Consider the following 26936-nt stretch of genomic DNA (forward strand, 5'->3'; position numbering starts at 1 on the left):
CGGCAAGGAAGTGACGAAAGAAGAACTGGCCACCCTGAAGTTGAAACCACAGGCCTTTCATGGAGAGTGGAATTATTCCTTACTCCCTCGAGCTCACAGTTGTTAAAGTTATTTTTTCTAAAATCCTTATTCCGGCCTACATTGACGGTTGTCATAGGTCAAAATGAGAATTGCTGGGTTACAGGGCGTTTTTGCTTTGGGGGTTTCATCACGTGTTCTCTTGTTGTCGTCATGGGAGGACAGTACCAATCGTCATGGTAGAGGGCTAAATCGGACCACAGAAGATTCGTACACTTCGTCACAAATAGTCTCGCTTCTCTCCCCGGCGATAAATCACCGGGCTACAGCACAACGCCCCATAAATGGGGCTGAAGCCGGATTCATCCGGCGTAGTTATGTAGCCCGGCCATTTATGGCCGGGGACTGTGAGTGTGCCAATGTTGCGCGGTTCGATTTAGCGTGACACGGTGGCAAAACGGTGGAATTTCGGTGGCAGTTCGGTGGAATTTGGCCACACAAAGAATAGTGGTGTTCATCTCTCGACCCCCTCATCCTGACCTTCTCCCGGTGGGAGAAGGGACCCATACTCGCAGCACCGCACTTCAATCGCAGCGGTTTTTCCTACGTTGTGACTGGTGCAGGATGAGGGGATAAAGAGAGCGGTTACCGACGCTGCTCGTCAAACTTCATCAGCGTGCAAACGTGCCCTCCTCTGTCGGCCTTTAGTGTTTGACTTTTGACCTTCCATAATTGCACAAAGGCATAGCTACTAGTGGGGGAGTAGTTCATCTCATGTCAAAGCTTTTCATTTCGCACAGCTCACAAGACGACACCTTCGTGCGCAATCTCCGCACCGCGCTTGCCAACCTTGGGCAAGATGTATGGATCGACTCGCGCGAGTTACACGGTGGCGACCCACTGTGGTCGGAGATTCAGCAAGCCATTGATGACGCCTCGGCCTATGCCGTCGTGGTCAGCACTGGCTCGTTGCAATCCAAATGGGTTGGTATGGAGTTAGTCCACGCTCTGGAGATCCGCAAGCGGCGTGGCAAAGAGCAGTTCCCAGTCATCCCGCTCTCCTTGAATGGCACCAAACTCGGTGTGCTGGAACAATTCTTTGGCGAGGAACCAACCTACATCCCGGTGAGTAGTGATGCAGGTGGCATCGAAGCGGCAATCCATGAGATCCTCGTTGCCGTGAGGAAGCGGCTGCCGACAGACCCTCCGCCTACGCCACAGCCCAAGGCCGAGCCTCTGGAAGAGCTGGTGCTCGAACTCACCGACTTGAAGTTCACCGAGAAAGACGGTGTCCGCCGTGCCTCGGCTCGCGCTCAGTTGGTGTATGAATCGGCTACGCCGGGACAGCAACCCACGCACAGCATGCAGAAGTGGCCATTCGTCGCTCCTATCGGACCAATTGAGGCAGAGGAACTGCGCTGGTACTTGGAGAAGTATGCCATCTGGCCAAGTCATTACTTCCGGGACCGCGCGCGAAAAGTTGAAGAGAGCCTCATCAAATGGGGACGGCTTTTGTTCGACGAGGCGATGCCACTGACCCATACGGCAAACCTCACCACTGCCTGGGCAAATATCAATAGCCATGCTGGCCGCCGCTTTTCAGTCCAGATTGATACTATATTTGAAGCTGGCTTGCCTGAAGCTGAAATCAACACAGCCAAGGAAGTTGCCACACTGCTGCTTGGCTTGCCGTGGGAACTGCTGCACGATGACAAAAGCTATTTCTTCCAACGCGCGAAAGCCACCCGCGTACGCAGAAGGCTGACGGCAACAGAAAGTTTTCCTATTCCCATCGTCACCCCACCCATCCGTATCCTGCTCGTCACTGCACGACCGGAGGATGACGCCTGCGGTTACCTTGACCATCGCGTCAGCGCGTTGCCACTGGTCGAGGCGATGGAAGCGCTGCCAGGGTTGGTGAAGATCCACGTGCTCAGTCCGCCGACACTGCCGGCCTTGCGGGCGGAACTCGATCGCGCTCGTGATGCCAAGCAGCCCTATCATGTCGTGCACTTCGATGGTCATGGTGTCTACGACCGCACGGTTGGTCTCGGTGGGCTATGCTTCGAGCATCCAGACGACATTGGCAAGCTGGAGCAGCGTCGCCATGTCACGGTGTTTACCAACGACCTCGGTCCACTGCTGCGCGATCATCGCATCCCGCTGGTCTTTCTCGAAGCCTGTCAGACTGCGCAGGCTGAAAAAGCGTCCGAGTCCGTCGCCTCTGAACTACTGAAAGTCGGTGTCGCCTCGGTGGTGGCCATGAGTCATAGTGTGTTAGTCGAAACCGCCACACGCTTCGTCGCGGTCTTTTACCAAGCGCTAGCGGCGGGTAAACGCGTGGGCGACGCCATGCTCGCCGGTCAGCGTCAGCTCAAGGACGACACCTTCCGTGGTCATGTTTTCGGCGCCGGCGAATTCCGCCTCGAAGATTGGTTCGTGCCAGTGCTCTTCCAGGAAAAGGATGACCCGCAGCTCTTCAAATCCACACCAACTAAACAGACCCTTGAGGACTCTAAGACTGCTCTCGCAGCCCGTTTAGGTAAACGTCCGAATGCACCAGAACTCGGTGTACCGGACGAGCCAGAAACCGGCTTCATCGGTCGCAGCCGCGAGCTGCTGGCGTTGCAGCGGCTCCTTTTTCTTCCCTCACCTCTGATGAATCGCTATGCTGTGATTCGTGGCCAAGGGGGTGAAGGCAAGACCGCGCTGGCTGCCGAGTTTGCTCGTTGGACAGTGCGCTCGCAGCAGATCCAACGCGCCGCGTTTGTCTCGGTCGAGACCCATGGCAATCAGCGTGCGGTCGTCGATGCGCTGGGCAAGCAGTTGGTCAATGATTCGTTCTCAGCCGCAGGCGATCTCGATCTCGCGATGCAAGCAATCGAACGTGCGCTGCGCGAGCAGTCCACGCTGTTGGTCATCGACAACATGGAGAGCATTCTCCTACCACCGTTCATGGCGCAAGAGACGCCGCAGGCACTGTCAGACGATGCCCGCGAAGAACTGACCGCCATTCTCACGTTATGTGAGCAATTGTTGAAGATCGGTGACACTCGACTCATCTTCACTAGTCGTGAGGCACTGCCCGCACCGTTCGACGCTACGCGGCAGCGGCGTGAGTTACATCAGCTCGACCGCGAGGATGCGGTCAAACTGGTTGAGCGCGTTGTCAATGCTGATCTTCTGCACAACCCTCTCCCTCAGAGAGAAGGCGGGGTGAGGGATCAAGATGCCAAACGCGAAGAGATCGAACAGCTCGTCGATGCCGTCCATTGCCACGCTCGTACGCTAGCACTGCTAGCTCCGGCCCTGCGCAGCCAGGGCGTCGGGTCCACCCGCACCTCGCTGGTCGAGCTGATGGCAGCGATGGAGAAAAAGTTCCCCGGCAGTCGCGAGCACTCACTTTTCGCCAGCGTCGAGCTTTCTCTGCAACGGCTGTCAGCAGCAAACCAGGAACGAGCGCGGGTGCTTGGGGTGTTTCATGGTGGCGTTCATCCGGTCGTGCTCCGCGTGATGATGGAGTGGCAAGAAGCCGACGTGGGCTCGCTAGCAAATGAGTTGCTCGCTACGGGCCTGGCGACGCCAAACCGTTACAATCATCTCACCCTCAATCCCGCGCTGTGCCCGTACCTGCGTGGGCGCATGGACGCGACCGAGCGCGAAGCACTGACGGTTCGCTGGGTTGAGGCGATGACCGCGTATGTGGATTTCCTCGTGCAGCAGAGCAGTCAAAACACCGAACTCGCAGCGACACTGACGGTGCTGGAGCTGTCGAACCTCTTTGCCCTGCTCGACCTCGTGCAGGCGGCGGGCGATGCCGAAGCGACCATTGATCTGGCCACGTCGCTCTACAGCTTGTTGCGAAATGCTGGCAAGCCACGACTGCTCGCACGTGTCGGCCAGGTACGCGACGCCGCCTCCGCTGCGCTCGGTGCGGCGTGGAATCACGCACAGTTCGAGGCAGCGCGGACCCGCATCGAGCAGCAGCTTGCCAGTGGCCACTTACGCGAGGCGCTGACTGGCGCGCAGCAATTACTCCAGCGTGCTCGGGCAGCAGGCGAGCAGGCTTATCCCAATGCGGATTATGATCTGGCCTTGGCTTGCTGGCTCTTGGTCCGCGTGTTGCGGACGGTCGGCGGAGCGGAACAGGCCTTGCCGCTGCTGGCCGAAGCCCGCCAGCGCTTCGAGGCGATCGCACAAGAGCAGGCTGACAAAGTCGCAGAACGGATGGCGTCTGCCTGCTTCTCAGAACAAGGCGACTGTCTTCTCGCCTTGGGCCGGCTCGACGAAGCGGCAGCGGCTTACGAAGAGAACATTCAGCGCGCAGAGCAACTCGAAGACGCCCGGCAGGTCGCCGTTGGCAAAGGCAATCTGGGTACCGTGCGCCTGCAGCAGCGTCGCTACCCAGAAGCGCTGGCGGCGTATGCCGAAGCTCGCGAACGATTCACGCAGTTGGACGAACCAGGCACCGTCGCCGTGTTCTGGCATCAGACCGGCATGGTGTATCAGGACGCCGGCCAGCCGGAAGCGGCGGAGGAGGCCTACCGCAAATCGCTGGCGATCGCGGTGCGGCTCGGCAATGTCGCCGGACAGGCGGGCACGCTTTTGCAACTGGGAAATTTGTATGACGGTGTCCTCAATCGCCCGGAGGAAGCCGCAGCCTTTTACCGGCAAGCCGCAGACAAATATGTCGAGATGCGTGATGTCGCGGACGAAGGACTCGCGAGGAGTAATCTCGGCAACGTACTCCGCAAACTCCGTCGCCTCGACGAAGCACGGCAGGAAATCCGCCGGGCGATTCAATGTGATGCGCAGTTCGGCCACGCGTCTGAGCCGTGGAAAACTTGGGGCACCCTCGTCAACATTGAGACAGATGCCGGCAACCCCACTGCGGCTGCAGAGGCCAGGCAGAACGCTCTCGCCTGTTATCTTGCCTATCGGCGGGACGGTGGGGAGAACCACAGTGACGCTGGTCGCGATTGCTTTACTGCAACCCAGGCCTTGCTAGCTGGCGACGTAGCAGGAGCAGCGGCTTTCCTCCAAGAGCAAGCCGCCGGGTGGGAAGCCGCTGGTGTCAGTACATTCATCCCATACCTACAAGCCATCGTCGCTGGCAGCCGCGACCGCAGCCTCGCCGCTGCGCCGGATTTGGACTACACGATGGCTGCGGAGATTTTGTTGTTGATTGAAACGTTGGAAAAATCGGCTATCACCCGGCGATGAATCGCCGGGCTCCCTTTGCCGTTGACAATCGTGGGCAGAGCGTTGAATATCGGGCGCGACGATTGACCTATGCAAGATTACCATTAACGAGGCGGCATCATGGCGTTTATTTATAAAGTCAGTGAACACGACCACGCGATCATCGAAGAGTTTCAACGCAAACCCATCGGTCACCACAGTTCGCACTTACAGCGTGTCCTCAACGTGTTTCGTGGCGAAGACCCGAAGGATAAATATGTCTTGGTTTGCACCAAACCGCATAAAGAGTGGACCTTGGGGCTACTTCCCGGCGAGCGCGGTAAACCGGTCAAGCTCGTGAAAGATCAGGTGTTCACCACCATCGAAGAGGCTGAGCGTGAAATTTTTCGGCGGCGGTGGAAGAAGTATGTGGGACGCGACATCTAGGAGGAGACTAGAGGCTTGAGACTAGAGACTAGTAGTCAGTCTAGAAAGTTTTGATGGGTAGCCGAGGGACGTCATTCCCGCGAATGCGGGAATCCAGGAGGCATCACCAGAGGCGCTGGCTTGAAGATCCTGGATACCCGCTCCCCTCATGACCGGGGACAGGCTGCGCGGGTATGACGAACATGTATCCCTCAAAATTAAATGGACTGACTACTAGTCCTCCCCACCCAAGCCCCTAGTCTCAAGCCTCTAGTCTCAAAGTTTCTCTTGACCCCTACATTCTCATTGAGGTTCCCATGAAAATCACCGGCTATAGCGACAAAATCAGTGTCCTTCCAGGCGAAACCATTCAGTTCATGGTCAACTGTGAACTGCCAACCTATCAAGCAGAGATCGTGCGTATTATCTGCGGCGATACCAATCCTGCAGGGCCGGGGGTGAAAGAAAAAGTCATCACCACCCCCGCCAACAAAACCTACAAAGGTCGCAAGCAAATTATCGAGTCTGGGTCGTATGTTACTGTCACAAATCATTCACGGTTAGAGAACCTGCAAAGTTTTACTCTCCAAGCGATTATCTGGCCGACCACGCCGAACAAAGGTCGGCAGGTGATCGCTGCAAAGTTACAAGACCGTCACAAAGCAGGATTTGCGCTCATTATCGCTGAAGATGGTTCGCTCGCTGTAGTGCTTGGTGATGGACGTGGCAAGGAAGAAATCATCGCGACCAAGAATCCTCTGCTTGCACGTGAGTGGTATTTCGTCGCCGCAACGTACGATGGCAAAAGCCAAGAGGTCACACTCTATCAAGAACCGCTGGTGAGTTATCCGCTAGCGCATGACAGCGCTGAGTTACGTACGAAAGCCAAAACCAAAAGCATTGGCAATCACCAAGCGCCTTTGATGATTGCCGCCAGTCGTACGGGATCAGGCAAAGGCAAACTTGATCACAAGTATAACGGCAAGATCGAGAGGCCGTGTCTGGCCAATCGAGTCCTCAGTCGTACCGAGATGGAAGTATTGAAAAACGGGGCGATTCCACCTCAGCTTGTCACCAGTGTCGTTGCGGTATGGGATTTCTCGCACGATATCAGTTCGACCAAGGTCAGCGATATTTCACCAAACCGTTTGCATGGTCACATCGTGAACCTCCCCGTCCGCGGTATGAAAGGCCACAATTGGACTGGCGAGTTCATGGACTGGCAGCAACAGCCGCAACACTACGGTGCGATCCATTTTCATGATGACGACGTGTATGATGCAGGCTGGGAAGTTGACTTCGCGCTCACTGTTCCCGCAAACCTTAAAAGCGGCTTGTATGCTGCGCGCCTCTCCTCGGGAAATGAAGAGGAGTATATTCCCTTCGCGGTTCGCCCACTCCCTGGCAAAGAGAAGAAGATCGCCTTCTTGCTGCCCACCGCCAGTTATATGGCCTATGCCAACGAGCATATGGCATTCAACGCAGCGGGTCTGATCGAGGTCTTGGGAGGCCGGTTAACCACACTCGATAAGAACAGTCTGTTTCTCAACGAACACCGCGAGTACGGATTATCCTGTTATGATTCGCACTCAGACGGTTCGGGTGTCTGTTACTCTTCGCGGCTCAGGCCAATTCTCAATATGCGGCCTAAACATATTTCCGCACTCGGTGGCCATGGGTCATCGCTATGGCAGTTCAACGCCGACACGCATATCACAGATTGGTTAGAAGCGCTGGGCTATGAGTTTGACGTGATCTCTGATGAAGACTTGCATAACTATGGCTATGAAGTGTTGAAACCGTACAGTGTTATCCTCTCCAGCACTCACCCTGAATATCACTCCAAACAGATGTGGGATGCGATGATGGCTTACGAACGTAGTGGCGGACGTCTCATGTACTTGGGTGCTAACGGTTGGTATTGGCGCATTGCCTATCACCCAGAGTTACCTGGTGTCTTGGAAGTCCGACGCAACGAAGGAGGCATTCGTACCTGGGCTGCCGAGCCGGGCGAGTATTATCATAGCTTCACTGGCGAATATGGCGGCTTGTGGCGACGCCAAAGTCGTCCACCACAAATGATTGTCGGCACCGGCTTCACCGCCCAAGGATTTGATATTTCTGCGCCGTACACGCGACTCCCTGATAGCTATCATCCACGCGCAGCTTTTATCTTCGAAGGTATTGGCAAAGAAGAAACCATCGGTGATTTCGGCCTGATTGGTGGTGGTGCAGCAGGGTTGGAGATTGATCGTGCCGATCGCCTGCTCGGTACTCCTCCACATGCGTTAGTGCTCGCCACCTCGATGGGCAAGCACACGGACGTCTACCTGCTTGTCTGTGAAGAACTGTTAGCCACCTACCCTGGTCTTGGCGGCACCGAAAACGAGTTGGTCCGCGCAGATATGGTTTTTTATGAGACACAGAATGGCGGCGCGTTGTGGGCCTCAAGCTCCATTGCTTGGGCTGGCAGTTTATCTCACAACAAGTATAAGAATAATGTTTCGCGTATTACGAAGAATGTGCTCGATCGTTTCCTTGATCCAAAGCCGTTTGTGAAGTAGGGCAAAGTGAAGCCACTTCGTTTTCACTGGCGCAATCTCGCGCGCCATGACGTCGACGAAGCAGAGATTCGCGAATGTCTGTTCAATCGCCACCTTTTGTTTCGTAATCCTCAGGGCGGAGAAAAGACCTACAAGGTCATAGGAAAAACTGATGTGGGACGGTTTGTGGAGTTTGTCTATGAAGATAAAAGGGATCACTGGTTTGTTTTTCACGCCATGCCCGCAAGGCAAGCGGATGTCAAATTGTATCGTCGTAAGGTAAAGTAGCCGTATGACACGCAAAGCGAAGGTTACTGTTCCTCCTCTTGATCCTAAGGCTTCCGCTGAAGTCAAAGCTCGATACTACGAACGCTACACTACTCAGGAACTCATAGCTGCCGGACATTTAGAAGAAGTAGGCCTCCGCAAGTATCCGCGAAAAACTGAGATACTTAGCCTTCGCCTTGACACGAATTTGTTGATGCAACTGAAACGTGTAGCAAAAAAGAAGAAACTCCCGCTTCGGGCATTGATTCGTACTTGGCTCGTCCAACATACTGAGCAAGAGAAGGCTGCGTAACTCGAGGACCAGCCTTTCCTGGGAGATGCAATTTGCTGGGGAGTACGCTAAAAGCCGCTCATGACTACGCAAAGTTTTACAACGCTTTCTGATTTACTCTCGATTGGTGCCCCATCACACCCAGCACTCGTTGTCCCAGAAGGTGGACCGGTCGTCTCATACAGTTCTTTACATACACAGATAGAGCGCCTCGCGGCGAGACTGCAGGAATTAGGCATTGGCCGTGGCGACCGTGTGGCCATGTCCTTACCGAATGGTATTGAAGTCATCACCATGTTTCTTGCGGTCGGCGCAGCGGCTGCAACTGCTGCTCCACTCAATCCCGCCTACACTACTGATGAGTTCCGCTTTTATCTTGAAGACATCGAAGCCAAAGTTTTGCTGGTTCCTCCAGGTGGGGCCGAACAAGCGCGCGCGGCAGCCCCAGCAGGAGCATTGCTGATCGAAACGACACTGTCGCCAGATGGTCAGGTCGAATTGGCTCCGCTGAAGAAGTCACCGTTTACGCGCAAACAAGCAACTCCCTCGTCAGAGGATGTCACGCTCTTTTTACACACCAGCGGTACCACTAGCCGCCCCAAGGGTGTTCCACTGACCCATAACAATCTGTTGACCTCAGCAGCAAACGTAGTTGCAACGTATGCGTTGACGTCGAATGATGTTTCACTCTGTGTGATGCCGTTGTTCCATGTGCATGGATTGGTCGCGTCTACGCTGGCAACGTTTCGTTCCGGTGGGACAGTGGTCGTGCCACCACGCTTTAGCGCGGGTGCGTTTTGGCCAGTGGTAAAAGAGCATCGCGCCACATGGTACACCGCGGTTCCCACCATTCACCAAGTGCTGCTGGCTCGGGCTGATGAAGATCACGCTCCAGCACCGGGAACAAGCGGGTTACGTTTCATCCGCTCGTGCAGTTCGGCACTCGCGCCTGCCACTATGGAAGGCATGGAATCGCGCTTTGGCTGTCCCGTACTCGAAGCCTATGGCATGACCGAAGCTGCACATCAGATGGCATCGAATCCACTACCACCGGGAAAACGGCTACCAGGGTCAGTTGGCCAAGGCACTGGCGTACAAGTTGGCATCATGGACGACAACGGCAAACTGCTCCCTTCAGGTACCCAAGGGGAAGTGGTCATTCAAGGTAAGAATGTCACTCGCGGCTACCATAACAACCCGGAAGCAAACGCTACTTCGTTTACCAACGGCTGGTTTCGTACAGGCGATCAAGGCATTCTCGATGCAGATGGCTACCTCACGCTCGTTGGTCGATTGAAAGAGCTAATCAATCGTGGCGGCGAAAAAATTTCGCCACGTGAGATTGATGAAGCACTATTAACTCACCCAGCCGTTGCTGAGGCAGTGTGCTTTGGAGTGCCGGATACGAAGTATGGTGAAGAAGTTGCAGCGGCTGTTGTCTTAAAAGGCACTGCGAGTGAGGCAGATCTCACCGCCCATTGTCGTGAGCGCTTAGCCGCGTTCAAAGTGCCCAAGACCATTCACTTGGTCACACAAATACCGCGTACCGCGACGGGGAAAATTCAGCGGCGAGTGGTAGCGGCGGCGTTTAGTACAAAAGAATGAGGCACTGTGTCAGCTATTGCGGATTGGAGATTGCGGATTGCAGATTAAAAACTGGCTTCTGTACAACCGACAAGAGATCTCTCGTACGTTGAAAGTTTTCGTTCCCAAGTTGCAGATAAAAAGTAACGCTTTTCTTAATCCACAATCTATAATCCGCAATCCGCAATTACCGATACGCCTCCCCTAACCGCGCAATCGCCGCTTTGGGCGAATACGGCGAAGAATAAAACCCCACCCGATAATTCGTTCCAGCTGTGAGATCTGCGGGTGTCACTTCCAGCATGACCAAATCGTGCTGAGCAAATTCGGTCGGTGGTGGACCAGCCTCTTCATCCAACGGTCCTGCAGTATGATAGCGATGCAAACCAATGTCGAGCGGCCAGATTAATTTCTCCAGGTCTCCTTCATACGCTGGGCGACCACCGAGGGCGACCAGGCGATTTTGTGAACGAACAAACCACACTTTAGCCATAGCGAAGTTCCTCTAACACCTCTTTGAAGTGATCATAGTTTGTGAAGTCTTGGATAATGGCGGTTGCCCCTTCAGCGCGCAAGGCCGTCGCCTTCTCTCCTTGCCCAACACCAATAAACCCAAGCCCTAACGTCTTCGCCGTGCGCACATCCCACACACCATCACCAACATACGTCACGTGAGAGAAATGCGCTTGGTGGTATACTCCACGTGACATAGCCATAGCTGCCGCAAGAATCACCTCGCGCGTCATACCATGATCGGCAAACGCCGCAGGAAAGCCGGTCACATCGAGCTGGGCTTTTTCGAGCTTGAGCAACGCCGAAAGTTGCCATCCTCCCGTCGCAATTGCGATGCGATAGTCAGGGTCTTGCTTCAGCATTTGTAGCATCTGCGCTGCCCCAGGAACCGCCAGGAAATGCCCCGGCTCTTGCTGATAGGCTTCTTCAAGCCGCGCGACAAAGCGTTTTTGCAACCGGGCCATTTCATCGACTCGCGGTTTGCGCTCGAAATACTCCTGGAAGATCTGATACGTAATCCCAGAATCACAGACAGTCGGATAGCGCGACCAGTCAGAATCGATTCCCGAAATTCCCAACTCATCCACAAACGCCCGCACAAAACACTGGTCATCGACGCGATTGGTTTGCGTTAGGGTACCGTCGATATCAAAGATGACGAGCTGCATAGGGTCACGCCAAAATCGGCACAACCTCAGTCTGCATCGGAGCACCGGTCACAATTGCTTCCCGTGGAGACACATAGATATTAATCTCACTGCGGACGCCAAATTCTCCAGCCAAGTAAATGCCTGGCTCTACAGAAAAACAGGTCCCCGGCAAGACACGTCGTTCGTCGCGCGTCTCTAACCCATCCATATTCGCACCATTCCCATGCACTTCTTCGCCAATCGAGTGACCAGTGCGATGGACGAAATAATTGCCATAGCCCGCGTCAGTAATGACTTTGCGTGTGACAGCATCGACCTCATAGCCAGCAAATGACTGCTCGTGCGCAATCCGATCTTTGACAAATGCGATCGCTGCATCACGGCCATTCCGCACATAACTAAAAATCTCTTGATACCGCGCTGGAACTTCTTTGCCCATGAACCCAGTCCAGGTGATATCCGCATAGACCCCACCAGGTTCCTTGGCCCATAAATCGATCAAAACAAAATCCCCTGGTCGGATAAGCGATGACCCCTCAGGCTGCGGCTCGTAATGAGGGTCAGCACTGTGGGCATTGATTCCGACAATCGGCGGGTGATGGGTCGTTAACCCCCGTGACTTGAAGCGATCGATAATGAATTGTTGCACGGCATATTCGCTTATGGGTGCTTGCTGGCGAATATAGGCAAACGCTTCATCGACCGTTTCGCGCACGCCTTTGGCAGCCCGGAGGTGGCTCTCCAACTGTGCGGGAGTCCATACGGCTTCAAAACGTTGCACCAGATCAGCCGCAGACACGATCTCAACACCAAACTGGCGAATCATCTCGATCGTGCCGGCGTCGACACGTGAGACATAGGGAATCGCATTGCCGGGTGAGTACTGCATGGCAATACGTTTTCGTCCCTGAAGCGTATCCGCCAACGCCGCCTGTAGTTGCTGCCACGAGAGAAATACCTTTTTCTGTCCAGGCAAGACATCGAGCCGATGCGGTTCCACACTAGAGACAAGGCCGATAGGTTCGCCATGAACGGGAATGAAATAATACCAACGACGGGTCGAAATGGTCGTTGCATCAAGCCCGAGGATACGATACGCAAGCGGATCACTGCCGCGGAAATCGTAGAATAACCAGCCATCGACCTGTTCGAGGGCGAGGGCTGCTTGGATCTCGCTAAGATGTTGTTGCAGCATGGCTTTTCCCCCTTCACCTTGCGGCTCTGTTGGCAAGGTGGTAATAGTACCGAGCGGAGGTTGAGAATGAAAGACGGTATTCATCCGAAATATGAGAAATGTGTCGTCGTATGTGCCTGTGGTAATACTTTTGAAACGCGATCGACATCCCCTACGATCCACCTTGATGTCTGTTCAGCCTGCCATCCCTTTTATACTGGCAAGCAGCGTCTGATGGACACGGGTGGCCGCGTTGAACGTTTCCGTCGTCGATACGGCAAAGCTGGCGAGGCGGCACGCGCGTAGCGTTCCAGTCATCCCTCGCTCCCGATTTCACCTGCCGAGCGAGAAAGTTCACACTTTGTAGGGGCGGTTCACCAACCGCCCCTACTTTTTCGTCTGCAATCACTTTCTATCTTCCCTGAGAGACATATTTTATGAGTGGTGCTGATACCTTAGTCGACAAGTTACATGGTGTAGAAAAACGCTACCAAGAGCTTGAAGACGCCCTGATTCGTCCTGAGGTCATGAACAACCAGAACGAGTACAAAAAACTCGCCAAGGAACGCTCTTCGTTGGAAGAAGTTGTCACATGTTTTCGCGATTGGCGTAAAGTTACGCAAGAACTCGAAGACAATAAAGGATTACTGGATGATCAGGACCCTGCGGTACGCGAGCTGGCACAAGAAGAGCAGACCTCGCTGAAAGAGAAAGATGAACGACTGCAGAACGAGCTGCGGAAACTGCTGATTCCGAAGGATCCACTAGACGATAAGAACGTATTATTAGAAATCCGTGCAGGTACTGGTGGCGAAGAGGCGAGCTTGTTTGCAGCGAACTTGTTTCGTATGTACTCGCGCTACGCCGAGCGTCATCGCTGGAAGCTAGAAGTCATGAGTTCTAACCCCACTGGCTTAGGAGGCTTCAAGGAAATCATCAGCATGATCGAAGGCAAAGGCGCCTATAGTCGCCTCAAGTTTGAAGGCGGCGTACATCGCGTGCAACGCGTACCAGAAACCGAAGCTTCGGGCCGGATTCATACCTCAGCAGTCACCATCGCTGTCTTGCCAGAAGCTGACGATGTCGATGTCCACATCGACGAAAAGGATTTGCGCATCGATGTGTTCCGCTCGTCTGGTCCAGGTGGACAAAGTGTGAACACGACCGACTCCGCAGTCCGCATTACTCATATTCCCAGCGGTATTGTCGTTTCGTGCCAGGACGAGAAATCACAACATAAAAACAAAGCTAAGGGCTTGAAAATCCTCCGTGCCAGGTTGTTGGAACGTGCTCGTGAAGAACAACAAGCAGCGATTACCGCCTCGCGTCGCAGTATGGTAGGATCGGGAGATCGCTCAGAGCGCATTCGCACCTACAACTTCCCGCAGTCGCGTCTGACTGACCATCGCATCAATTTGACGGTCTATACGCTGGATCGTGTTCTTGATGGTGAGTTAGACTCAGTGTTCGATGCCTTGATCACCTCGCATCAGGCGGAGATGCTATCTGAATAGGTCACAGGTTATAGGCTTCAGGCTAAAGGGGATTCTCCCTTCCCTGTGGCCTGCAGCCTGTAGCCTAAAGCCTTTTATGTCTGTTCCTATTTCCCACATCCTCACCCAAGCCATTGCATCTCTGACCATCCACGGCATTCCCAACCCACGCCTCGATGCTGAGGTATTACTTGCACATGCATTGGGTCTCACACGTACTGGCTTGTATACACGGCTACAAGACGACGTCTCTGCAACAGAGGATGCTCGTTTTCAGCAATTACTCCAGCGTCGCCAACAACGCGAGCCGCTCCAATACATCACAGGCGTGCAAGAGTTTTGGTCGCTTGAATTTCAAGTAACACCTGACGTTCTCATTCCTCGACCGGAAACGGAGTTAATTGTAGAAACGGTTTTACGGTCGCTGGCACAGTCTCAAGTAGTCACTCAAGTAGTCAGTAGGGAACAAGAAATTCAAAATTCAAAATTCAAAATTCAAAATTCAAGACTGGAGAACTCTGCCCTGGCCCCTTTATTCCGCAATCCGCAATCCGCATTCCACATTCTTGATGTAGGCACCGGCAGCGGCTGCATCGCTATTGCGCTGGCCAAAGAACTGCTTGAAGCGGTGGTTTGGGCAACCGATATTTCTTGTGCCGCCCTAGCTGTTGCGCAGAAAAATGCGCAACGACATGGCGTGGCCGAGCGTATGCATTTTCTTCACGGCGACCTGTTCGCGCCACTACAGAATCAGCAGCTCACTTTTGACTTCATCATTTCTAATCCGCCGTATATCGTTCACAACGACATCCCGATGCTTCAACCAGAAGTGGCGAATTGGGAGCCACGTAGCGCTTTAGACGGTGGGACAGACGGACGCGATTTCTATCGTCGCTTGCTGAGCGAAAGTTCCACTTATTTGCGTCCAGGTGGACATCTCGTGATGGAGATTGGCCACGGCCAAGGAGCAGATGTTCTGCAACTTGCCCGACAACAGCGCCACTTCTCCGCCAGCTCGTGTCTCCTCGATTATGAAGGTCGAGAACGTGTCGTCTGGGTACAAATGCAACCGAGAAAATTCCCTCCAACGTAGGATTTCTCTGGGAATTGTAGACAAATTTTGCAATGGCAAAAAAAGTCGGTTAGAGTGTTTCCCTGAAAGCATTGAGACACAGTCGAGAAGCGTCTTCGGGGTCACACCAGCAGGGAGTTTCGTAAGTTCGGACTATGCCGCAAAGGCATGAGCAAGACTGAGGCGTTGCCCACGCAACGTCCAGCAGAAAGACAGGGAGTATGGATAGGATTGTTGTGCGGGGAGGAATGCCACTACGAGGAGAGGTCAGTGTTGGTGGGTCGAAAAATGCGGCTCTGCCATTGTTATTTGCCACATTATTGACTGAAGAAGAATGTCGCCTCGATCGTGTCCCACGCTTAGTCGATATCCGCACAGCTCTGCGGTTACTCAAAGAATTAGGTGCCCAGTTTGACTGGCTCAATGATCATGAAGTCGTCGTGACCGCACGCACCGTGCGTCATCTCGAAGCACCGTATGATCTGGTGAAGACCATGCGCGCTTCGTTCCTGGTCTTAGGACCATTATTGGCGCGCTTTGGTCGTGCCCGCGTTTCGACGCCAGGTGGTTGCGCGATTGGCACTCGACCGGTGAATATCCACCTCGATGGTCTCCAACAACTGGGTGCGACTATTCGCCACCAACAAGGCTATGTCGAAGCCGAAGCAAAACGGTTGCGTGGAGCCCATATCGTTTTTGAATTTCCCTCGGTCGGTGCCACAGAAAACCTGATGATGGCAGCAACGCTGGCCGAAGGCACCACAGTGCTCGAAAATGCTGCTTGCGAACCGGAAATCGAGGACCTCGCCGCCATGCTGAATGCAATGGGAGCGCACGTCTCTGGTGCAGGAACCAGTACGATCACCATCGACGGCGTGACCTCCCTGCACGGAACGGCACACGAAGTGATCGCCGATCGCGTCGAGGCTGGGACGTTTCTCATTGCCGGAGCAATCACGGGCGGTGAAGTCCTTGTCCGTGGCGCGCGAGCAGATCACCTGCACGCATTTCTCGGCAAGCTACGCGATGTCGGGGTCATGATTGAAGAAGAAGCCGACGGGCTCATTGCGTCGTGCACGGGCCGACCTTCAAGTGTCGATATTATCACCTGGCCCTACCCCGGCTTTCCTACGGACCTACAAGCGCAAATGATGGCGCTCTTAGCATTGGGCGATGGTCGGAGCCTGATCACCGAAACTGTCTTCGAGAATCGTTTTATGCACGCCCAGGAGTTGGCTCGGCTCGGCGCCGACATTCTCATTCGCGGTAACACTGCCGCAGTCAACGGCGTTGCCTTCCTCAGTGGCGCACCAGTGATGGCGACGGACTTGCGTGCGAGCGTTTCACTCATTCTCGCCGCGCTCGCGGCCCAAGGCACCACAGAAGTCTCTCGCGTGTACCATCTCGACCGTGGGTACGAACAATTAGAAGAAAAACTCTCTCAACTCGGTGCAGATATTCGGCGCGTGAGCGAGAAGAGTGAGAAATAGAGAGGGACAAGCAGTTTGCCGACGACCTCAGTCCACGGGTAGCGTGTGCACAGCGCACGCTACCCGTGGACTGTACGCATCTTCTGTGGCCCGATTGAGTGCACGCTCCTTTTGTTTCCCCCGTCCTTGCCCTCCCCATCGACGGCATGAAATAGAAGAGAGATGCAAAGTACTCGCAAGAAGAGCGGTGTTGTGCCGGTCCTTAAGACCTCAACACCAGCCTGCCAACGCCATCTCCAGAAACTCTTCACCCGTGGTGAAGCCGCTAGTGCAGAAGTCGAAAAACACGTACGCGAGATCCTCCAACTCGTTAAAAAACAAGGTGACCGCGCGCTTATCTCGTTCACGAAAAAGTTCGATCGCGTTCTGCTTTCACCATCGACATTACAGGTCAGCAAAAGCCAATTAACCGCAGCTCTTGACTCGTTGTCTCGTGCCGAACGAGCTGCCCTGCTCACCGCGGCAAAGCGGATTACCTACTTTCATGAGAAACAGCGACAACCGTCATGGACCTATCGTGACCCAATAGGAGTGACGCTGGGCCAGGTCATTACTCCATTGGAACGTGCCGGTGTCTATGTCCCTGGTGGCAAAGCTGCGTATCCATCGTCAGTGTTGATGAACGTAATTCCTGCCAAAGTCGCAGGAGTGAAAGAGGTGGTCGTCGTCTCGCCACCGTCACCGCACGGGTACCACCCTGGGATTTTGGCGGCAGCGCATCTCGCTGGCGCCGATGCCTTTTTCTGTATTGGTGGCGCACAGGCTGTGGGTGCCCTCGCCTATGGCACACAAACAGTGCCACGCGTCGATAAGATCGTCGGCCCCGGCAACATCTACGTCGCGACAGCAAAGCGCCTTGTCTTTGGTCACGTCGACATTGACATGATTGCTGGTCCCAGCGAGGTCCTCGTCATTGCCGACGACAGTGCCTCACCAACCTATGTCGCTGCCGATATGCTCTCGCAAGCAGAGCACGATGAACTGGCAGCGCCACTGTGTCTCACCACTTCGGAACGAGTCGCCGTCGCCGTTGCTCAGGCGCTGTCAGAGCAACTGGCAACGCTGAAACGACGCGACATTGCCGCTGCCTCGGTAAAAAACTTCGGCGCGGTGATTGTCGCGCGTGATCGCGCTGAAGTTATAGAACTTGCCAATACGATTGCGCCTGAACATTTAGAACTGGCAGTGAAAAATCCACGCACCTGGATGAACGAGATTCGCCATACCGGCGCGATTTTTCTCGGCCACTTCTCGCCTGAGCCGTTTGGCGATTACATCGCCGGACCAAACCACGTCCTGCCGACAGGCGGAACCGCGCGTTTTTCGTCTCCACTAGGAGTGTACGACTTCCTCAAGCGCGCAAGTGTCATCCAGGCCTCACCACAAGCGATTGCTAAACTCGGACCACACATTGTGCGCCTGGCAGAAATGGAGGGGCTTGAGGCCCATGCGCGGGCAGTGCAGTATCGTCTGAATGGAGGCGTACGTCATGGCCGCTAACCCGCGTAAAACCGACCTGCACCGCAAAACCAACGAAACCGATATCCACCTGAGCCTCAATCTTGATGGCGAAGGATCGTATCAGATTTCGACGGGCGTCCCGTTCCTCGATCACATGCTTGAGCTGTTCACGCGACATGGGTTTTTTGACCTCGCCGTCCACGCCACCGGGGATGTCCATATCGACGACCATCATACCGTCGAAGATGTTGGCCTCGCGCTCGGTCAAGCCTTCAGAGACGCACTCGGCGACAAGAAAGGGATTCGGCGCTTTGGTGATGCTACCGTTCCGCTTGACGAAGCCCTCGTCTCGTGTGTGATCGATCTCAGCGGTCGACCGTTTCTGGCGTATAATCTGCAAATTCAGCAGGAGAAGGTCGGGAACTTCTCTGTCGAGCTGATACACGATTTTTACCTGGCCTTCACGAATCAGTTAGCTATGAATCTGCACTTCAATATGACACAAGGTCGCAATCCGCATCACATTATCGAAGCCAGCTTCAAAGCGTTTGCTCGCGCCATGAGTAGCGCTGTGCAGTACGACCCACGCGTGAAGGGCGTGCTATCGACGAAAGGTACCCTGTAGAACAGCTTTCAGCGATCAGTCGTCAGCGGTCAGCTAGACTGAGTTCTGAGTTGCAAATTCTACGCATTGGGCAAGAACATTCCGGGATCCCAGGATTGAGTATTCACGTCCTGAATCAAACCACGCAAGATGGGTCTTGGGGTTGTCACCGGAGAGACCGTAGCGTGCGCCATGCGCACAGGAATCAAAGCTGGCAAGCGCGTCGTGCGCACAGCGCACGCTACCCCAGATGATGGCTATTTGTATGTCGTGGATTCCGCGTAAACTCCTTAGTGCCGCGTTCCTCATTCCGCTTAATATTCTCCTTATTATCGGGATTGGCCTCCTGCTGTTGCGGCGCTCTCCTCGTATAGGAAAATCACTGCTGGTGTTTGGCTGGGGACTGCTGTGGATACTGAGTACACCAACCGTCAGTTTTTTACTGCAGCAACCTCTCCAAACGATTCCGGCCCTTTCACTCGACCATCTTCCTGATGATGGCCAGGCGATCGTCGTGCTCGGCAGCGGCAGCTACTGTCGCGCACCAGAGTATAACGATGCCGACAGTGTCACTGCCGGTGCACTAGAGCGACTCCGCTACGCGGCGCGTCTTCATCGCAAAACGGGGAAACCTATTCTTGTGACGGGTGGACGGTTATCGAATTCGACACCTGAAGCCACATTCATGAAAGAGACATTGGAGCAAGATTTTCAGGTACCGGTGCGGTGGACGGAAGAGGAATCACGGAACACCATGGAAAATGCACGCTTGTCGTATGCGCTCCTTCAACCACAAGGAGTGACTCATATTTACCTGGTCACCAATGCAAGCCATATGTCACGGTCGCAGATGGCGTTTGAACGCGCAGGGTTTCAGGTCATTGCCGCGCCGATCTCCTTTGCCACTCGCTGCCAGTGGACCCCACTTGAGTTGATTCCCAATAGCAGTGCTCTGGAAACAAGCGCTGATGCGCTGTACGAAGCGATCGGATGGGCGTGGTATTGGTTGAGAACAGGCTGAAGGTTAGAGGATACAGGCAATCGTGTTCGGCTCAAAACTTGACCAGCGACAGGCGGCGGCTGCCACTCCCCTCTCCCGGGCAGGGAGAGGGCCTTTTAGGGGTAGGCTTTTACGCTGAGAAAAGACGAGACGTCATTCCCGCGAATGCGGGAATCCAGGGGGAATACGCAATCGTTCAGGGGTGACGCTCCTGGATGCCCGCCTGCGCGGGCATGACGAACACGCGGCTCCTCACGAGGGGAAATCCGCGCCAATTGTGGCTTGGATCCAAAACCTACCCTTATGAGAGGGAGAGGGCCAGGGTGAGGGTGATGCGCTACGCAGTCAGCCACACCCACGCTTTCTCCCCTCATCCTGTCCTTCTCCCCGCAGGGGAGAAGGGACCCTCTTCATACATGCAGAGCGAGCATCGAACACTATTGGGTTACAGGCTGAAGAGGGGAAAAACGTGGAACGAGTTGTGTAGGGGCTGGAACCAGTATCGTGTCTCATAACTTCGTGAGCAAGTTGTAGGGCGTGCGCAGCGCGCCAACTGACTGGCGCGTGGTACGCGCCCTACGATTTCACCGCTCATGAACTTGCGAGACACGGTGCTAGGAACTAGCTGCTTTTTCCTCAGCAAGCCCCAAGCCTCTAGCCCCAAGTCCCAAGAGACTCATTGCCAATCTCTTGCTCTCGTCTCTACATGCTTACATCCCCGCAAACTTCGGCATGACTTCTTTCATCAACATACCTTGCGAGTCTGACCAGCCTTTATCATTTTCTGACTGATCGAACGTCAACACTAATAGACAGCCAAATCCACCAGTCTCTTGATACATATCGTTAAGCTTCTCGGCTGCCGTCTTCGGCGAACCAACAAGCCAACAGTAATCAGCTAAGTACTCAATCGTTACGTCTGAATCAGGCACTTCTGGATGATGCTTATATAAGCCCAGCATGCCAAACGACTTGAACAACGGCAGGAGATACTCTCGATAGACACGACCTAACATACCGTTAATTGCTTTATCGCGTGCTTCTTTATCAGTCTCGGCAATGTAGACTTCGCGAGAAATGCGCCATTCGCTACGACTCGGTGTACGCCCGGCTTTTTCCGCACCATCCAACACGGCCTGCCAGTGAGTTTTCAGATAGCTGCCACTCAGTGAAATACTTAATGGCATGAAGCCACGCTCACCAGCAAACTTCAGCGTATCCGAACGCGGCGTCAGGCCCGCGATACCAATCGGTGGATAGGGTTTCTGATACGGTCGCAGATGATACTTGAGCGTGTCGAGCATCGTATCGATGCGATTGACGTTCCAGTACTGGCCGCGGTACTCGAACGGCTCTGTGCTTTCCCACAGCTTGACCATGATATCAAGCGCTTCTAACGTCATCTTGCGGTTTTCACCACCAGCCCCATCGACATTGAACAATTTCCAATCACTTGGTAGCCCGCTCGTCCCAACGCCCAGCATAATGCGTCCCTGCGCCATGTGGTCAAGGAACGCCACACGATGCGCGAGTTCTGCTGGATGATGATACGGCAGCAGATGTGCTCCTGGACATAACTTGATGTTCTTGGTTTTGAGAATCGCCTGCGCGATCAAGAGATCCGGCGCCGGGTTTGGCTCCCACGGTGCGGTGAAATGTTCACCAATCCACGCCTCGTGAAATCCGAGTTGGTCACACTCTTCGAGATGCTTGAGATCCCACATGTGACCATCGTAAAAGCTCCTCTCAGGCGGATGAGAGGGCATCATGAAGACTCCAGCTTTCATACCTGCTCCTTCCTCGAACGAAATTAAGAATTTAGGAGACGGGCCGCTGATCGTCTTCTCAGGTCTCTCAGCACCCGGCTGCTCCTTTTTCTACCATCCCGAACCAGGCAGAGCAAGGAAAGCTGCCGACAGAACACGTAAAACGTAAGACGTAATCTTCTTCCTTCCTCGGCTGTTACGCGTTACGTTTTACGAATGAAGCATACTCTTTAGCTCGGTTTCTCGTGATGCCCGCCAAACTCATAACGCATGGCCGACAACAGTTTATCTGCGAATGCAGACTCACCACGTGAGCTAAAGCGCTCATACAAAGCGGCAGTCAGGACGTGGGCAGGCACAGCCTCGTCAATCGCGGCTTTAATCGTCCACCGCCCTTCGCCAGAGTCCGACACGCGACCGCTAAATCCCGAAAGACTAGGATCCTTCAACAAGGCAATCGCTTGCAGATCCAGCAGCCATGAAGCGACAACGCTGCCACGTCGCCACACCTCTGCGATGTCGGACAGATTGAAGTCATACTGATAGTGTTCAGGGTCACGGAGAGGTGTGGTCTCGGCGTCAGCGGTTGAATGATCTAGTTTGCCAGCGTTGGCAGAACGTAAGATGCCAAATCCTTCAGCATAGGCAGCCATCAGGCCGTACTCGATACCGTTGTGCACCATTTTTACGAAATGGCCTGCACCATTTGGTCCACAGTGCAGATAGCCCTGTTCAGCGGTCCCGCCAACTTTCTCACGTCCTGGAGTGCGGTCCACATCTCCCATGCCGGGGGCCAACGTCACGAAGATAGGGTCAAGGTGATTGACCACCGCGGACTCACCGCCGATCATCATGCAGTAACCTCGCTCCAACCCCCAGATCCCACCGCTGGTACCGACATCGACATAATGGATCTGCTTCGTCGCGAGTTCCTTGGCGCGACGTATGTCATCGATGTAATAGGAGTTGCCGCCGTCAATGAGGATATCCTCGGGTTCCAGCAATGGCAGGAGATCAGCGATGGAGTTGTCCACGACCGCGGCTGGTACCATGAGCCACACCACTCGCGGTTTGGTCAACTTTTTCACGAACTCTGCGAGTGACGAAGACCCTTCCGCTTTCTCTTGCGTCAACTCTTGCACAGCGTGTGCAGGCCTATCGAAAACCACGCATTGATGGCCTCCCCTGACCAACCGTCGCACCATGTTGCCTCCCATGCGGCCAAGTCCGATCATTCCGAGTCGCATAGATACTCCTTCTTTGTTGTTGCTGGCTTACCGACCGGAGCTGAGCTTCCGGTAGCGACGAATCAAGTTGTTCGTTGAACTATCATGATCGAGCTTCGGCTCGCCCGTGTTCTCAATTTCCGCAATGATGCGCTGCGCTAAGACTTTGCCCAGTTCGACGCCCCATTGGTCAAAGGAGTCGATGCTCCAAATCGTTCCCTGCGTGAACACCGCGTGCTCATACAGGGCAACGAGTTTACCCAGGGTTTCCGGCGTCAGTTGCTCAGCGATAATCGTGTTCGACGGGCGGTTTCCTTCAAACACACGGTGAGGTACTAACCAATCCGCCGTGCCCTCGGCCTTGACTTGCGCAGGAGTCTTGCCAAACGCCAGCGCTTCGCTCTGCGCGAAGACATTGGCAAGGAGCATGTCATGATGGCGACCAAGGGGAGTGAGGGGCTTGAGGAAACCGATAAAATCACAAGGAATGAGGCGTGTTCCTTGATGGATCAGTTGATAGAACGAGTGCTGACCATTCGTGCCTGGCTCGCCCCAGTAGATCGGGCCGGTATCATAAGAAATGTTGCTCCCCTCAAGGGTCACGTGTTTACCGTTGCTCTCCATCGTCAACTGCTGGAGGTAGGCCGGAAAACGCTTCAGATAGTTCTCGTACGGGAGCACCGCCACGGTCTGTGCGCCGAAGAAGTTGGCATACCACACGGTCAACAACCCCATGAGCACGGGCAGATTGCGCTCGAAAGGAGCAATACGGAAATGTTCGTCCATCTGATGGAAGCCACCTAACAACACCTGAAAATTCTCCGGGCCGATAGCGAGCATGGTCGACAAACCAATGGCCGAATCCATTGAATAGCGCCCACCGACCCAGTCCCAGAACTCAAACATGTTCGCGGTATCGATACCAAACTTCGCGACTTCTGCGGCATTGGTGGACACCGCAACAAAATGTTTAGCGACAGCTTTGCTATCTCCACCGAGGCCTTTGAGCAGCCAGTCACGGGCGCTTTGCCCATTGGTCATCGTCTCCAGCGTCGTGAAGGTCTTTGAGGACACGATAAACAACGTCTCCGCCGGATCAAGGTCAAGGGTGGCTTCCACCAAATCAGCGCCATCAACGTTGGACACAAAGCGGAAGGTCATGGCGCGGTCGCTGTAGTGCCGTAGCGCTTCATAGGCCATCACCGGCCCTAAGTCTGAGCCGCCGATCCCAATATTGACAACGTTACGAATGCGCTTACCGGTGTGCCCTTTCCACGCACCGCTGCGAACGCGGTTGGCGAAATCGGCCATCTTGTCGAGCACGGCATGGACTTGAGGTACGACGTTTGCCCCATCAACCACAATGGAAGCTCCACGCGGCGCGCGCAATGCCACGTGCAACACGGCGCGGTTCTCGGTCACGTTGATCTTTTCGCCGCCAAACATGGCATCAATCCGCGCGCGCAAGCCGGATTCCTCTGCCAGTTGTACCAGAAGCCGCAGAGTTTCGTCGGTAACGCGATTCTTGGAATAATCCAAAAAGAGTCCGACCTCGTCAATCGTCATGCGCTCGCCACGTTGCGGGTCGTCCTGGAAGAGTTGGCGCAGATGCAGTTCGCGCAGCTTTTGCTGGTGGGCGGCAAGTGCGTTCCAAGCCGGACGGCTAGTGAGCGGCGTGATTGCTGTTGGCATGCTTATTCCCCTTTGATTTGTTTGCGTTCATTACGCGTGCGGTCGAAGCGCGAGGCGTAGACGCCTTTTCCCACAAACGAAAGCCCCCAATAAAGGCATTGGCGTTGTCGCCAGCCCGGCATCCTGCAGGAAGCTTCTTCAGTTTCTTAGTATTGCCTCCGCCAAGTACGACATCTTTGGGCCGCAGAGCAGCAACCAGGCACGCGACTCCATCTTCCACGTACTTCTGCCATTTCTTTTTTCCCATCCGCTCAAGCCCACGTCGTCCCATGTAGTCCTCGAAGGTCCCTTTCTTGTATGGCAGGTGCGCAAGTTCCATGGGGATGACGGTACCATTGATCACCATCGCAGACCCAAGCCCAGTGCCCAAGCCAAGGAACAGCAGCTCACTATCCGTATAGCTCCCCAACGCTTGCATCGCAGCGTCATTGATGATCTTGACTGGACATCCGAACGCGGCAGCAAAGTCGAATCCGGCCCAGCCAGCAGCCAGATTATGCGGCTCGGTGACGATACGATCATCAAGAATCACTCCGGGATAGCCGATCGACACCACATCGTATGTCCAGCCCTCAGCAAGCTTTTTCACTCCAGTCACCATCTGACTGGGAGTCAGTGTTGGCCCAGAAGGAAATTTTCGCGACTCTTTTTGTCCTGTGGCAAGGATCTTGACGTTAGTCCCACCGATATCGACAACTAACACCTTCATCACCAACCCTCCTGTGTCTTCAGGATTTTTCGTAGCGTATAAGGAAACGAGGATAGTGTGGACACTCACATGTGGTGAAGGACAAAAACGTCGACCCCACAGAGTGTGTGGAATCGACAGCGTGCGCGGTAATCACCAAATGTTGGCAGGTCCTCTACCAGGACGCCCCCAATCCCCCTATATTGGTAGGGTACGGTTTCTCGGTGACGAGAGTCAAGTGTCAGGAAGGCGTACCGTTTTTTCTTTTCTTCGTTTCCTGGTGGCCCAGGCTCGTTGTCCCCACCGGCCTACGGCAAAGAAAAGGCAAAAATCAGAGAGCCACGAACGCTCTCCACGGGAATCACTGTAGAATTTCTCGGCGAAAGTCACGATGGCCGCGGTGAGAGGCGGCATCGTGACGATCAGCAATCCTCAGAAACTTGGCTTGGTGGAATACGGTGTCAACTGCAGTTCATGGGTCCAGCAGGACTTATCCTGAGTGTGCAGGTAGTAGAACGCCTCAGCGATCTTCACCGGACTCATCACGATCTCCGGTCGTTGTTGGGCCATCGGTAAAGCGCGAGTGCCGGGAGAATCGATAAGCCCATCGATGATGACGTTGGCAACATGAATCCCATGCTCGGAGTATTCTTCCGTTAACACCTGTGCCAGGGTCCGCATCATCACACGCGGATAGTAGAGCGACTGGCCGGTGAGTCGTTTGCGCCCGCGCAAAGATGCCGCGTTATTGGAAATCAGGAATGTTCCAGCTCCTTTTTTCCGCATGGCAGGTAATACCTCTTTCGCGACAAGAAACGGACCGCGACTGGAAATGTCCTGCGCCGTGTCGAACATCTCTAACGGGATGTATTCCAGCAATTCTTTGTCGGGTGGGAGGTCACGTCCTTCGAGATACCCCGCGTTATAGACCAGCACCTCTGGGTCTCCCACTTTCTCACGAATCGTCGCGAAGGCCTGAGCGATGGAAGCAGGTGAGGCGAGATCGAGTTCGACAATTATACCTTTCCCACCTTGCTCGTGGACCGCCTTTTCCAGCGCGACAGCGTTAGCACGACTACGGGTCGTCATCACCACAAAGAAGCCCTCTTTCGCGAACTTTTGCGCGACAGCCCCGCCAATACCCCAGCGGGCACTAACGGGAAGGTCGCTGTCATCAAGGACCTTGCCATGCGCTAGCTTCGTATTGCGGCCATCCGCTTGCCACTTAGACGTCGCTCCAATAACAACAGCGACCGGTTGACGGTTTTCACTCATATCGGACTCCTTCCTCCGTGGTGTTCAACACTGACTGGTTCGCGTAGCTCATAACTACGCATCTGCGATTTCCACCCACGTTTCAAGGTCCTTATATGAAAGTACGGTCGTTTTCACAATGGCAAACTGCCAAGACCTGTTGTGCACACACGCAGACAGGCGGGAGACATCGTAGGACAATTCGACAACTGACAGTATCGCACACGGAGTGCGACGAGCGGGCGACCTTACCGGGCAGGTCGCCCGTTTTCATGTGTGCCTGATAGCTTAGGTATCTGCAGGACTCACTCGATACGGCGGACTTGCAAGAAGCGAAACAGTTGTTGGAGGAATTGTCGTTTTCTCTATAGCCTGAAGCCTATAGCCTGCTTTGGCGGTGGCAGGAAACAACTTACCGCAATAGTGATTGACCGGAGTGGAGAGCCTCTGCACAAGAGCAGGGATGAGAGACGAGACCATTGTGTGCTGGCTTCGGTCTAAGTATCGAAGTCTGGTCGAAGAGCTGGATGAACGCGGGCGAC

The 26936-nt window shown here is 54.4% G+C and carries 21 protein-coding genes and 1 other annotated feature; of the genes, 13 read left to right on the plus strand and 8 right to left on the minus strand.

Annotation, left to right across the window (positions count from 1 at the left end; all coding sequences use genetic code 11):
* The first annotated feature begins 792 nt into the window (after positions 1-792).
* From FJ147_14315 to FJ147_14340, 6 genes are all read left to right on the plus strand, one after another.
* The gene (locus FJ147_14315; GenBank protein ID MBM4257058.1) at positions 793-5241 is read left to right on the plus strand and encodes a tetratricopeptide repeat protein; all 4449 of its coding nucleotides are present in this window, start codon (positions 793-795) and stop codon (positions 5239-5241) included.
* A gap of 108 nt (positions 5242-5349) precedes the next feature.
* A complete protein-coding gene (locus FJ147_14320; GenBank protein MBM4257059.1) occupies positions 5350-5646 on the plus strand; it encodes a hypothetical protein in 297 nt (98 codons plus the stop codon).
* A gap of 296 nt (positions 5647-5942) precedes the next feature.
* A complete protein-coding gene (locus FJ147_14325) occupies positions 5943-8189 on the plus strand; it encodes a LamG domain-containing protein (protein MBM4257060.1) in 2247 nt (748 codons plus the stop codon).
* A gap of 6 nt (positions 8190-8195) precedes the next feature.
* On the plus strand, positions 8196-8456 hold the full coding sequence (locus tag FJ147_14330) for a hypothetical protein (protein MBM4257061.1): 261 nt from the start codon (positions 8196-8198) through the stop codon (positions 8454-8456).
* A gap of 4 nt (positions 8457-8460) precedes the next feature.
* Entirely contained in the window at positions 8461-8748 is a 288-nt protein-coding gene (locus FJ147_14335; protein MBM4257062.1) for a hypothetical protein, read from the plus strand.
* 60 nt (positions 8749-8808) lie between these two features.
* On the plus strand, positions 8809-10332 hold the full coding sequence (locus FJ147_14340) for an AMP-binding protein (GenBank protein ID MBM4257063.1): 1524 nt from the start codon (positions 8809-8811) through the stop codon (positions 10330-10332).
* Between the two features lie 166 nt (positions 10333-10498).
* Here the strand turns inward: FJ147_14340 and FJ147_14345 are convergent, their stop codons facing one another.
* The 3 genes from FJ147_14345 to FJ147_14355 are packed head-to-tail and all read right to left on the minus strand — an operon-like array spanning position 10499 to position 12669.
* Positions 10499-10804: a hypothetical protein gene (locus tag FJ147_14345; GenBank protein MBM4257064.1), complete on the minus strand. Its 306-nt coding sequence runs from the start codon at positions 10802-10804 to the stop codon at positions 10499-10501.
* Positions 10797-11492, minus strand: a complete 696-nt coding sequence (locus tag FJ147_14350; protein MBM4257065.1) for an HAD family hydrolase — start codon at positions 11490-11492, stop codon at positions 10797-10799. Before FJ147_14350 ends, FJ147_14345 begins: the two co-directional genes overlap by 8 nt.
* 4 nt (positions 11493-11496) lie before the next feature.
* On the minus strand, positions 11497-12669 hold the full coding sequence (locus FJ147_14355) for an aminopeptidase P family protein (GenBank protein ID MBM4257066.1): 1173 nt from the start codon (positions 12667-12669) through the stop codon (positions 11497-11499).
* A 66-nt stretch (positions 12670-12735) separates the two neighbouring features.
* On the opposite strand from FJ147_14355, the gene rpmE reads away from it, so the two are divergent.
* The 7 genes from rpmE (at position 12736) to FJ147_14390 (ending at position 19789) form a co-directional block, all read left to right on the plus strand.
* Positions 12736-12954, plus strand: coding sequence for a 50S ribosomal protein L31 (gene rpmE, locus FJ147_14360; GenBank protein ID MBM4257067.1), 219 nt, complete (start codon positions 12736-12738; stop codon positions 12952-12954).
* A gap of 131 nt (positions 12955-13085) precedes the next feature.
* Positions 13086-14162: a peptide chain release factor 1 gene (gene prfA / locus FJ147_14365; GenBank protein MBM4257068.1), complete on the plus strand. Its 1077-nt coding sequence runs from the start codon at positions 13086-13088 to the stop codon at positions 14160-14162.
* A gap of 76 nt (positions 14163-14238) precedes the next feature.
* Positions 14239-15234 (plus strand): peptide chain release factor N(5)-glutamine methyltransferase, encoded by a 996-nt coding sequence (locus FJ147_14370; protein MBM4257069.1) that lies wholly within the window; start codon positions 14239-14241, stop codon positions 15232-15234.
* A gap of 200 nt (positions 15235-15434) precedes the next feature.
* Complete coding sequence (gene murA, locus FJ147_14375; protein ID MBM4257070.1) at positions 15435-16703, plus strand: UDP-N-acetylglucosamine 1-carboxyvinyltransferase; 1269 nt, start codon at positions 15435-15437, stop codon at positions 16701-16703.
* 162 nt (positions 16704-16865) lie between these two features.
* A complete protein-coding gene (hisD, locus tag FJ147_14380) occupies positions 16866-18203 on the plus strand; it encodes a histidinol dehydrogenase (GenBank protein MBM4257071.1) in 1338 nt (445 codons plus the stop codon).
* Complete coding sequence (hisB, locus tag FJ147_14385; GenBank protein MBM4257072.1) at positions 18193-18789, plus strand: imidazoleglycerol-phosphate dehydratase HisB; 597 nt, start codon at positions 18193-18195, stop codon at positions 18787-18789. Before hisD ends, hisB begins: the two co-directional genes overlap by 11 nt.
* A gap of 244 nt (positions 18790-19033) precedes the next feature.
* Positions 19034-19789, plus strand: a complete 756-nt coding sequence (locus FJ147_14390) for a YdcF family protein (protein ID MBM4257073.1) — start codon at positions 19034-19036, stop codon at positions 19787-19789.
* 406 nt (positions 19790-20195) lie between these two features.
* Positions 20196-20258: a sequence feature (possible 16S ribosomal RNA but 16S or 23S rRNA prediction is too short), on the plus strand.
* A 220-nt stretch (positions 20259-20478) separates the two neighbouring features.
* Here FJ147_14390 and FJ147_14395 read toward each other — a convergent pair.
* From FJ147_14395 to FJ147_14415, 5 genes are all read right to left on the minus strand, one after another.
* A complete protein-coding gene (locus tag FJ147_14395) occupies positions 20479-21555 on the minus strand; it encodes an LLM class flavin-dependent oxidoreductase (protein ID MBM4257074.1) in 1077 nt (358 codons plus the stop codon).
* Positions 21556-21764: 209 nt separating this feature from the next.
* Complete coding sequence (gnd, locus tag FJ147_14400) at positions 21765-22781, minus strand: decarboxylating 6-phosphogluconate dehydrogenase (protein ID MBM4257075.1); 1017 nt, start codon at positions 22779-22781, stop codon at positions 21765-21767.
* Between the two features lie 27 nt (positions 22782-22808).
* A complete protein-coding gene (locus tag FJ147_14405; protein ID MBM4257076.1) occupies positions 22809-24452 on the minus strand; it encodes a glucose-6-phosphate isomerase in 1644 nt (547 codons plus the stop codon).
* A complete protein-coding gene (locus FJ147_14410; GenBank protein MBM4257077.1) occupies positions 24424-25161 on the minus strand; it encodes an ROK family protein in 738 nt (245 codons plus the stop codon). The genes FJ147_14405 and FJ147_14410 overlap by 29 nt, the downstream gene beginning before the upstream one ends.
* Positions 25162-25572: 411 nt before the next feature.
* Positions 25573-26415, minus strand: coding sequence for an SDR family oxidoreductase (locus FJ147_14415; protein MBM4257078.1), 843 nt, complete (start codon positions 26413-26415; stop codon positions 25573-25575).
* Between the last annotated feature and the right edge of the window lie 521 nt (positions 26416-26936).

The sequence above is a fragment of the Deltaproteobacteria bacterium genome, assembly GCA_016874775.1.
In the GTDB taxonomy this organism is placed as follows: Bacteria; Desulfobacterota; Binatia; order Bin18; family Bin18; genus VGTJ01.